General features: G+C 72.0%; 8 protein-coding genes. 4 read left to right on the forward strand and 4 right to left on the reverse strand.

From position 1 onward, the window contains the following. Positions 1-323: 323 nt before the first annotated feature. The gene (locus Q1K33_RS19655) at positions 324-1,325 is read left to right on the forward strand and encodes a TIGR03617 family F420-dependent LLM class oxidoreductase (protein WP_300406451.1); all 1,002 of its coding nucleotides are present in this window, start codon (positions 324-326) and stop codon (positions 1,323-1,325) included. 128 nt (positions 1,326-1,453) lie between these two features. Here the strand turns inward: Q1K33_RS19655 and Q1K33_RS19660 are convergent, their stop codons facing one another. From Q1K33_RS19660 to Q1K33_RS19670, 3 genes are all read right to left on the reverse strand, one after another. Beyond that, positions 1,454-2,044, reverse strand: coding sequence for a rhomboid family intramembrane serine protease (locus Q1K33_RS19660; RefSeq protein ID WP_300406453.1), 591 nt, complete (start codon positions 2,042-2,044; stop codon positions 1,454-1,456). Continuing rightward, positions 2,041-2,985 carry an LLM class flavin-dependent oxidoreductase gene (locus Q1K33_RS19665; RefSeq protein WP_300406455.1) on the reverse strand — a complete coding sequence of 315 codons (945 nt, stop codon included), beginning with the start codon at positions 2,983-2,985 and terminating at the stop codon, positions 2,041-2,043. The genes Q1K33_RS19660 and Q1K33_RS19665 overlap by 4 nt, the downstream gene beginning before the upstream one ends. 101 nt (positions 2,986-3,086) lie before the next feature. Beyond that, complete coding sequence (locus Q1K33_RS19670; protein WP_300406456.1) at positions 3,087-4,433, reverse strand: MFS transporter; 1,347 nt, start codon at positions 4,431-4,433, stop codon at positions 3,087-3,089. Between the two features lie 82 nt (positions 4,434-4,515). Here Q1K33_RS19670 and Q1K33_RS19675 point away from each other — a divergent pair, with 82 nt between their 5' ends. After that, positions 4,516-5,277 (forward strand): dihydrofolate reductase family protein, encoded by a 762-nt coding sequence (locus tag Q1K33_RS19675; protein WP_300406458.1) that lies wholly within the window; start codon positions 4,516-4,518, stop codon positions 5,275-5,277. Positions 5,278-5,407: 130 nt separating this feature from the next. On the opposite strand, the gene Q1K33_RS19680 is transcribed toward Q1K33_RS19675, so the two are convergent. Beyond that, positions 5,408-9,049 carry a hypothetical protein gene (locus Q1K33_RS19680; protein WP_300406460.1) on the reverse strand — a complete coding sequence of 1,214 codons (3,642 nt, stop codon included), beginning with the start codon at positions 9,047-9,049 and terminating at the stop codon, positions 5,408-5,410. 253 nt (positions 9,050-9,302) lie between these two features. Here Q1K33_RS19680 and Q1K33_RS19685 point away from each other — a divergent pair, with 253 nt between their 5' ends. Continuing rightward, positions 9,303-9,848: a sigma-70 family RNA polymerase sigma factor gene (locus tag Q1K33_RS19685; protein WP_300406462.1), complete on the forward strand. Its 546-nt coding sequence runs from the start codon at positions 9,303-9,305 to the stop codon at positions 9,846-9,848. Continuing rightward, entirely contained in the window at positions 9,845-10,624 is a 780-nt protein-coding gene (locus Q1K33_RS19690) for a zf-HC2 domain-containing protein (protein WP_300406464.1), read from the forward strand. Before Q1K33_RS19685 ends, Q1K33_RS19690 begins: the two co-directional genes overlap by 4 nt. Positions 10,625-10,779: the final 155 nt, after the last annotated feature.

A 10,779-nucleotide genomic window follows, 5' to 3' on the forward strand; every position in this document is an offset into this window, starting at 1 on the left:
CCGTTCTTGATGTCCTTGCCCGTGATGAGGCCGCCGGCGACGGCAGCGCCGCTGGAGCCGAGAACCAGTGCTCCGGCTGCGATCAGGATCGTGCTGCGATGTGAGGTCATTGCCCGAGCCAACCGCTCTTTACCCGCGGCGGCTGTAGTCAATGACCAGAAAGCGAGGTTCCATCGGGGTGGTTTTCGCGCTGGGGTCGTCCTGGGCCTGTGCCGCCTCGCGGACGGCCCGTTCCCCTGCCTCGAGCTCTGTGCTGCTCACCCAGCGGAGCCTGGAAGGCTGCTCACCGCGCCGAGGAGTAGAACGCGTTCTAGGATCGCCCCATGCTCCTCGACGTCCAGCTCGACGCCCGCCCCGACCTCGTCGCCGAACGCGCCCGCGAGCTGGTGGGCGCGGGCATCGCGGGACTCTTCACGTTCGAGGGACCGCACGACGTGTTCCTCCCGCTCGCCACCGCCGCGAGCGTCGTCGAGACCGACCTGATGACCAACGTGGCGATCGCGATGCCGCGCAGCCCGATGCACCTGGCCAACGCCGCCTGGGACCTCCAGCTGATGAGCCAGGGACGGTTCCGGCTCGGGCTGGGCTCGCAGATCAAGCCCCACATCGAGAAGCGGTACGGCGCCACCTGGTCGCCGCCGGCGGCCCGGATGCGCGAGATCGTCCTGGCGGTCAAGGCGATCCTCGGCTCATGGCAGGACGGCACCCGCCTGGACTTCCGCGGCGAGCACACGAAGCACACCCTGATGCCGCCGACGTTCGTCCCCGGCCCCAACCCGTACGGCGCCCCGCCGGTGCTGCTCGGTGCGCTCGGTCCGCTGATGACCCGCACGGCCGCCGAGGTCGCCGACGGCCTGTTGGTGATGCCGTTCAACTCGCTGCGCCACTTCCGCGAGCGCACGATGGTGGCGGTCGGCGAGGGCTTGGAGCTGGGCGGACGGGAGTCGATGGCGATCTACCCGCAGGCGATCACCGCGATGGGCCGGACCCCCGACGAGCAAGCCGCAGCCGACCTCGGCGTACGCGGTCTGCTCGCCTTCTACGGCTCCACCCCCGCCTACCGTCCCGTCCTCGACGTCGAGGGTTGGGGCGACCTCCAGCCCGAGCTCAACGCCCTCTCGAAGACCGGCGACGTCGCCGCGATGATGGCGCTGGTCAGCGACGAGATGATCTCGACCATCGCGGTGCGCGGCACGCCGGAGGAATGCGCCGCCGAGCTGCAGCGCCGCTTCGGCGACGTGGCCGAGCGGGTGTGCTGCTACTTCCCCGGGTACGACGCCCCGCTCGCCGCGATCAGGGACCTGGCGGCGGCACTGGCCGACTGAGGGCTCGGGCCGCCCTGTCCAGATCCCACAATTGTGGAGTTGTGACACGGTCTGCGCTCGATTCCCTGCCACAACGGCACAATTGTGCGATCTGGACCCCACCCCGCCGCACCACCAACCCCACCGACCTACTCGTCGAAGCGGATCAACCAGGCAGCCAACCCGCCGCCCACCGCGCCGAACAGATGCCCCTGCCACGAGATGCCGGGCTGACCCGGCAGCACGCCGAAGAGCAGCGTCCCGTAGAGCAGGAACAGCATGATCCCGAGGATGATCTGGCCGACGCGACGCGTCCAGATCCCGCGCAGCATCAGGTAGACGAGCCACCCGAAGATCAGCACGGACGCACCGAGGTGGATGGAGCTGGTGGGCGCGACGAGCCATACGCCCACGCCCCCGACGACCCAGATCACCGCGGTCGCCTCGAGCCCCTTCGCGATGCCGGAGAAGAGCACGAGGAAGCCGAGCACCAGGGCCGGCACCGTGTTGGCCTCCAGGTGGGTCCAGCTGCCGTGCAGCACCGGGGCGAACAGGATGCCCCAGAGCCCGTCGGCCGAGCGCGGCTCGACGCCGAGCCGGTCGAGTCGGTGGTCGGCGATCACGTCGGCGAGCTCGACGACGTACAGCAGGGCCACGAACGCCCCGGACACGACCGCAGCCGTCACCCAGGTGCCCGGGCCGTCGTCGACGCCCGCGCGGGAACGACGAAGCGCGCTCACGCCACACCCCCACCCACGACGTCACCCGCAAGGTCACCCACGAGGTCCCCGACGATCTCGGCCACCTGCTCGACCTGCGCCGCGTCGGAGGCGGTCGGGATCAGGTGGACCTCGTCGGCGCCGAGGTCGGCCAGCCGTTCGAGCACGTCGCGCAGCTCGTCGGGCGTGCCGGCGAAGCCGGTGGTCGGTGCCATGGCGTCGACGAGCTGCTGGGGCAGCCAGTTCATGTAGTGCCGCAGGTGACGGTGCACCTGGTCGCGCGCGGCGCCGGACCCGTCGTCGAGGGCGAACCAGAACGACGTCGTCAGCCGCGGCACCCCGCGACCCGCCTCCACCCACGCACGCCGGGCCAGGTCGAAGAGGTCGCCGACCGCGGAGAGGTCGAGGTCGAGGGTGACGCCGGCGAGACCGTCGGCCCACGCCGCGGCGCTGCGGATCGTCTTGGGTCCCATCGTGCCGACCAGGAGCTCGGGGCCCCCGGCCTGCGCCGGCGGCGGACCGACGGGACGGACGGAGTCGGTGACGTGCTCGCCGGCCCAGACCTGCTTCATCACCGCGACGCGCGAGGCCATGTCGCCCATCGTCTGGGTGGCCAGGTCTCCCCCGACGGCGCGGTAGTCCTCCTCGCGCCCGCCCACGCCGAAGCCGACCGTCAGACGGCCGCGCGAGAGCTGGTCACCGGTGGCCAACGATTTGGCGAGCAGGACCGGGTCGTGCAGCTGGGGCACGATCACGGTGGTCACGATCCGCACCCGGGAGGTCCACGCGGCGACCGCACCGAGGAGCGTGAGCGTCTCGGGGTTGTCGAAGGCCATCCGCTCGCCGAAGCACAGCGACGCGAACGGTCCCTCGTCGGTGGCGCGCGCCCACTCCTCGAGGACGTCGGGTCCGCGGCGCCACAGGTCCGGCTCCATCACCGGCAGGGTCATCCCGATCTGCATGTCTCCACTGTGACAGAGCGCTCCCACCCACCCACCTGACCGCCGGGCCGGCCGGATCCGGACCGGGCGACGGCACCAGTCGACGACGCCGGGCTACGACGTCAGTCGACGACGCCCACCGACTGGCGCTCGCGCCGCCCGACCAGCTCGGGCGCCAACGCGGCCAGCGCCGCGACCGGCAGTACGGCGAGCAGCAGCACGCCGTACCCGATCCCCCAGACACCGCCGAGCCCGCCGACCACGGCGGAGCCGACCGATCCGCCGACGAGGAAGACCAGGGTGGACACGCCGAGCGCCACGCCGCGCACCTCGGGCTCGACGCCGTCGGCGACCGCGGCACTCAGCGCCGGCTGCCCGACCCCGAACCCCACGGTCACCAGGATCACCGCGATGGCGAGCAGGGCGGGCCACACGAGCGCGGAGCCCAGCGCGGCCACGCCCAGGGCAACCGTCGTGATGACGGCTGCGAAGGCGAGCGAGCGGGTCGGGCCGACGGCCTCCATGAGGGGGCCGGTGAGCCGCGGCACGAACAGCGCGATGACCGCGCTCGGCACGAGGAGCAGACCGACCTGCCACGGCTCCCAGCCGTCGGCGAGCAGGACGGCCGGCACGGCCACGAGGAGCGCGAACCACCCGGCCGGCACGGACGCGCCGGCGAAGGCGTTGCGCAGCACGATGGGGTTCTGGATCACCGACAGGGGCAGGAAGCCGTGGGGGTGACGGCGTACCCAGGCAGCGCTCAACGGCAACCCGACGACGGCGAGGGCGATCCCGGCGACCAGCACCGCCCGTCCCGTCGACGGCGACTGCACCATCAGCACGAACCCGGCCGCGCTCACCGCCACCAGCAGCGCCCCGACCACGTCGAGCCGGGCGAAGCTGCGCTCGTCGGTCAGCGCCCGCCACAGGAACGGCACCACCAGCAGACCGAGGATCGGCAGGGCGAGCACGGCGCGCCAACCCGCCCAGGTCTCGACCAGTCCGCCCAGGAGCGGGCCCAGGCAGCTCACGGAGGCCGCCATCGCGGCCAGCCGCCCGAGGGCGAGTCCGCGGACGCCGCCGGCGTAGCGACCGTTGATGATGGCGACACCGAGCGTGGGTACGGCGGCAGCGCCGGCGCCCTGCAGCAGCCGGGCGGCCAGCAGCACGGAGAACGATGGAGCCAGGGCTGCCATGAGGGCACCGCTGGCCATCAGGCCGAGCCCGATGAGCAGCGGGATCCGGGTGCCGAGCAGGTCCGAGACGCGCCCGTAGACGGCCGTGGTCACCGCGAGCATGAGCACGTAGAGGCTGATCGTCCAGGTCGCCGTCCCCTGGCCGATGGCGAGGTCGTCGGCGATGAGGGGCACCGCGATCGCGGCCGAGGAGGAGCCCATCCCGGCGATCCCGAACAGCAGTCCGAGGGTCAGCGACACGCGGCGGGAGTCGTCGCGGGTCTCGGGGCTCACAGTGGGCGGCAACCCCGGAGCGCCCCGGGACATTCCCGAGCCCGCTCGGAGGGGTGGGGCCGGCGCGGATAGATTCGTCCGGATGGACCTGATCTGGAGCACCGGGGACGACGGACCGTCGGCCGGGCTGAGCGACGACGACGTGCGCGACGCCTACCCGTGGCCGGACCACGCCTCGGAGCGGCGCTGGGTGCGGGCGATGATGGTGACGACCCTGGACGGCGCCGCCGCCGGTCCCGACGGCCTGAGCGGGTCGATCTCCTCGAGCGTCGACAAGGCCGTCTTTCACGCCGTACGGCGACTGGCCGGCGCCGTGCTCGTCGGCGCAGGCACCGTGCGCGCCGAGGGCTACGGCCCGCTGCGCGCCGCCGAGGCGGACGCGGAGGTTCGCGCCGCCGCCGGCCTGGCCCCGGCCCCGGTCCTCGCCATCGTCAGCGGCTCGTTGGAGCTCGACTTCACCGGACCCCTGTTCGCCGAGTCGACGATCCGACCCATCGTGATCACCGGCGCCGCGCCCGACCCGGCGCGCGCCGCGCTCGCCCACGAGCACTGCGAGCTGGTCACTGCCCCCGAGCCGCGGCCGAGCGCCGCCTCGATCCTCTCGATCCTCGAGGACCGGGGCCTGCGCCGCATCGTGTGCGAGGGCGGGCCGACGCTGCTCGAGTCGCTCGTGGCCGACGGCCTGCTCGACGAGGCCGACATCACCGTCTCCCCCACCTTCGCCGGCACCAGGTCGACGCCGCGCACCGCCGGCCTGGAGACCGTCGCCGGCTTCGAGCTGGCCCACGTGCTCACGGCCGAGAGCTTCCTGATGTGTCGCTACGTGCGCAGCGACGTCGGCTGACGCACCTCGACCACACACGCAGCAGGCCCCGACGACCGAAGTCGTCGGGGCCTGCTGTGTGGGCCAGCTGCCGATCAGCCGCCGATCAGCCGCCGACCGGTTGCCCGATCAGCGACCGATCAGCGATCGATCACGGGGTGCCGGTCCCCTGGGGGATCAGCGAGCCGTTGATGGAGCAGGTGCTCACCGAGGGCGTGGCGCCCGGGTCCTGGTGGTACACGTCGGCACCATCGGGAGCGGTGTTGCCCGTGAACGTGATGCCCGTGGCGGTGAAGGTGCCGGAGTTGCTGCACCACAGGCCACCGCCCTCGTTGGCCGCATCGTTGTCGGACACCGTGCCACCGGTGTAGACCACCGTGTTGGCGCCACCGGCGTGGAAGCCGCCACCGTTGCCAGGGTTGGCCCCGGTGGTGTTGGCGTCCAGGTCGACATCGGTCAGGGTGACCGTGCCGGCGTTGGTCTCGATGCCGCCACCGGCGCGGATCGCGTCGTTGGCGGAGAACGAGGTGTCGCTGATGACCAGGGTGCCCTGGTCGTTGAGCACGCCACCACCGGAGCCGGAGGTACCGGTCGCGGTGTTGTTGGAGACCACGGAGTTGGTGACCGTCAGGGTCCCGGCGCCGGCGTCCTGGAACAGGCCGCCACCACCCTGCGTGGCGTCGTTGCCCGCCGCGGAGTTGCCGTCGATCAGCGTGTTGTCGACCGTCATCGTGCCGACGGCCGAGTTCCACAGCCCGCCACCCTCGGCGGCCGCGGTGTTGCCCGTGACCTCGGAGTTGGTGACGGTGACGTCGCCGTCACCGGTGGTGTGCAGACCGCCACCGTTGCCGGGGGCAGCACCCGCCGTGTTGGTGTCCAGCGACGAGTCGTCGATCGTGACCGTGCCGGCGTTGTTCTCGATACCGCCACCGGCGCGCTGGGCGTCGTTGCCGGAGATCTCGGTGCCGGTGATGGTGACCGTGCCACCCACGTCGTTGAGCACGCCTCCACCGGAGCCGGCGGTGCCGGTCGCGGAGTTGCCGGACACGACGGAGTCGGTGACCGTCAGCGTGCCGGTCGCGCCGTCCTGCTGGAACAGGCCGCCACCACCCTGCGTGGCGTCGTTGCCCGCCGCGGAGTTGCCGTCGACCAGCGTGCCGGTGACCGTCATGGTGCCGACACCGGAGTTCCACAGTCCGCCACCTTCGGCGGCCGCGGTGTTGCCCGTGACCGTCGAGTCGGTGACGGTGACGTCACCGGCGCCGGAGGTGTGCAGGCCGCCGCCGTTGCCCGGGGCCGCGCCCGTCACGTTGGTCGACAGTGCGGAGTCCTCGATCGTGACCGTGGCCGCGAGGTTCTCGATGGCGCCACCCGCCCGCTGGGCGTCGTTGCCGTCGAACGTCGAGCCGGAGATGGCCAGCGTGCCGGTGTTGCTCAGCGCGCCACCACCCGATCCGGCGGCGCCGGACGCGGAGTTGCCGGAGACCGTCGAGTCGGTGACCGTCAGGTCGCCACCGTCGTTGTAGAGGCCGCCACCACCGTTGTCGGAGGCCGCACCGAGCGCCTCGTTGCCGGAGATGTCGGAGCCGGTCACGGTCATCACACCGGGAGCCGAGTTCCACAGGCCGCCACCCTCCAGGGCCGCGGTGTTGCCGGAGACCTCCGTGTTGACGATGTCGACCGTGCCCGCGCCGGACAGGTGCAGGGCACCGCCGTTGCCGGGAGCGGCCGAGGCCAGGTTGTTGGACAGCACCGAGCCCGCCCGGATGGTCGTCGAGCCCTCGTTGGCCTCGACGCCGCCACCGGCGCGCACCGCGTTGTTGTTCATCAGCGTGGAGGACACGATCTCGACCGTGGCCTTGTTGTTGAGCACGCCACCACCGGATCCGGCCGCACCGTCGGCGCTGTTCTCCCGGATGTCGGAGTCGACGATGAACAGGTCGCCACCGTCGGTGAAGACGCCGCCACCGCCCTGGTCGGCGTCAGCGCCGGAGGCGGTGTTGCCGACGATGTCGCTGCGCTCGATCGACATGGTGCCGCCGGCCGAGTTCCACAGCGCGCCACCCTCGGCCGAGGCCGTGTTGGCGCCGAAGGAGCTGGCCCGTACGACGACCGCGCCGGGGCCGGTCAGGTGCACGGCGCCACCGTTGCCGGGGGCCGCGCCCGCGGCGTTCGACTCCAGCGAGGAGCGGACGATGGTCGTCGTACCCTCGTTGGCCTCGATCGCGCCACCGGCACGGTTGGCCGAGCCGCCGTTGATCGTGGAGTTCACGACGGTCAGGTCGCCGAGGTTGTTCAGGATGCCGCCGCCGGAGCCGGCAGCGCCGGTCGCGTCGTTGGCCTCCAGGCTCGAGCCGCGCACCGTCATGGTGCCGCCGTCGTTGTAGAGGCCGCCGCCGCCGTTGTCGGCAGCCGCACCCGCAGCGGTGTTGCCCGTGACGCTCACCTGGGCGACGTCCATCGAGCCCACGGCGGAGTTCCAGAGGCCGCCGCCCTCGGCGGAGGCGGTGTTGTCCACGACGCGACCGCCGGAGACGAGCACCGTGCCGGCGCCGGAGAGGTGCAGGGCACCGCCGTTGCCGGGGTTGGCGCCTGCGGAGTTGCCGCGCATGGCCGAGTCGAGCACCTCGGTGGTGCCCGCGTTGGCCTCGATGGCGCCACCGGCGCGGTTGGCCGAGTTGCCCGACATCGTGGAGTTCTCGACGCCGAGCTCGCCGTCGTTGTTGAAGATCGCGCCGCCGGAGCCGGAGGTGCCGGTGGCCGAGTTGTCCAGCATCTCGCTGGTGACCACGAACAGGGCGCCGCCCTCGTTGTACAGCGCGCCACCGCCCTCGTCGGCCGCAGCGCCCTTGGCCTCGTTGGCCTCGAACGTCGTCGCGGTGACGGCGAAGATGCCCTCGAGGGAGTTCCAGAAGGCCCCACCCTCGGCGGAGGCGATGTTGAGGTTGGCCTCGCTCTTGTTGACCGAGACGGTGCCGTCGCCGGTCAGGTGGATCGCGCCGCCGTTGCCGGGGCCGTCGCCCGCCGAGTTGCGACCCAGCAGGGTCTGGTTGACGGTCGTCGAGCCGGCGTTGGCCTCGATCGCGCCACCCGCGCGGAACGCGGAGTTGCTGACGAGGTCCGAGTTGCGGACGACGAGCACGCCGTCGTCGTTCATGATCGCGCCGCCGGAGGCGCCCACGCCCGTGACGCGGTTGCGGTTGGCGGTGACGTTGCTCAGCACGACGGTCGCACCGGTGCCGCGCACAGCGCCACCGCTCTCGCCGGCGGCGGGGATGCCTCGCTTGAGGGTCACGTTCTTGACGTCCAGTCGGACCCCGGAGGTCACGTCGAAGATCCGGTCGACGCCCTTGGCGTTGACCTGGAAGCCGCCGCCCTCGACGATCAGGTCGTCGGTGACGTCGAGGTCGCCCTTGCGTGCCCCGTTGCCCTTGCCGCTGCCACCCTTGAGGCGCACCGTCGAGGTCAGCACGATCTTGTCGGTGCCGTTGCGCTTGTTGGCCTTCGCGACGGCCTTGCGCAGCTGCTTCTGGTTCTTGACGTCGGTGGAGTTCTTCGCCTTCTGCTTCTTCTTCGCCGCCTCGCGCGTCGCCTTGCGGGCGACGTCGTAGTCGGTGTCGTCGATGCGGGGTGCGGCGGCGGAGGCGACGGGGGCCGCGCTCACCAGTCCTGCCCGGTCGGGTACGGCGGCTGCCGTTGCGGGTGCCGGCACCAGGGCCAGCGCGCCGAGCGCGAGCGCTCCAGCAGCACTGCCCGTGAGCAGCCGGACCGCTCGGGTCCTCGATGGGTTCATCAGTTCGTGTTCCTCTCGGATCTCGGTCGGGCGCTGAGCACCCCCTGACGCGACCACCACGAGGCGGCCTCGCGAGTCACTACGGGACCCGCAGCGGTTGCGTTCATCACAGGTTCGACGCAGTCCCGGATCCGGATGGGCCCCGGACCAGACCACGACGAGGAGTCACCCAGACGGGTGAACGGGGCCGCGCCGGGCGCCGTACAGACCCAGGACGACGTCGACCCGAGCCCGCGGCTGAAAGGGTGTGCCCATGGACGACACCGCCGTGGCGGGGTTGAGCAACGAGGACGAGGTGTACGCCGCCTACCTCCTGCACGGCCCGGAGCTCTACCGGTTCGTCCTGCGCGGACTGGGCGACCAGGGCGCTGCCCAGGACGTCGTCCAGGAGACCTTCATCAAGGCCTGGCGCTCTGCCGAGCGCTACGACCCGACGCTCGCCTCCCTGCGCGTGTGGCTCTTCGGGATCGCCCGCAACGCGATGATCGACCACGCGCGAGCAGCGAAGGTGCGGCCCTGGCAGGGCAACCTCGTCGACCCTCCGACGGTGCAGGACCTCGCCGGCTCCGACCAGGGCGACCCCGTCGAGAGGATGATGACGTCCTGGGTGGTCGAGGAGGCGCTGCGGCACCTCTCCGAGCACCACCGGGTCGCCATCGTGCGGACCCACCTGCAGGAGCGGCCCTACGAGGAGGTCGCTGCAGAGCTGGGGATCCCGGTCGGGACCCTGCGCAGCAGGGTGTTCTACGGACTGAAGGCATTGAGAGTGGCGATCGACGAGATGGGGGTGACACCGTGAACACCTGGGACCTGGGCAGCAACGAGGAGCACCAGCGATTGCGTGACCTGCTGGGCTCCTACACCCTCGGACACCTCGGCGAGGCCGACCAGGCCATGGTCCGTGCCCACCTCGACGGGTGCGCGGCGTGCCGCGCCGACCTCGAGGAGATCGCCCCCCTCGGCGCCATGCTCGACCTCGTCGACGCCCGCCACTTCGACCTCCCCGCGCTGCCTCCCGGTGACCTCGGCGCGGCCATCCGCGACCAGGTCGCCGGCGAGCGCGAGCAGCTGGAGTCCGACGAGGTCGCCCGCGCCCGCGCCCGGGCCCGACGCCGTACGGCGTGGCGCGCCGGCCTCGGGGCGGCGGCAGCCGTCGTCGTGCTCGTCGCCCTGGAGGGGGGCGTCCTCATCGGCCGCAGCACGTCACCGGGGTCGACGGCCCCGACCCCGCCCCCGGCCACGGTCACCGTCACCGAGGCGCCGCCCTCGGTGACCATCGAGCCCGTCACGCTCAGTGGCGGCTCCTCCCGCATCAAGATCGAGACCTCCGGGCTGGTCGCCCACACGTGGGGGGTCGAGCTCCGGATGAGCGGCAAGGGGTTCGCCAAGGGCGACGTCTTCGAGGCCGCCTTCCGTGACGGCACCACCGGCGAGTTCGTGACCGCCGGTGCCTTCATCGGCACCGGACGCAACGAGATGACCTGCAACCTGCAGTCGGCGCTGATGCGGGCCGAGGCGACCGAGGTCGTCGTGATGGACGAGGCCGGCGAGATCGTCCTGACGGCTCCGCTCTGACCGCTCTGACCGCTTGGGCCGCTTGGGGTCGGACGTGGTCCTGATGGGGGCGCGCGCGTGACCGGTCTGTTGCTTCAGGGTTGGTCCTGGTGGTCACCCGGGGTGGGGCCGCGCGCGTAGCCGACCTGCTCCCGCCGTCAAGGATCGCCTGCGGC

It is taken from the genome of Nocardioides sp. (genome assembly GCF_029937575.1).
GTDB lineage: Bacteria > Actinomycetota > Actinomycetes > Propionibacteriales > Nocardioidaceae > Nocardioides.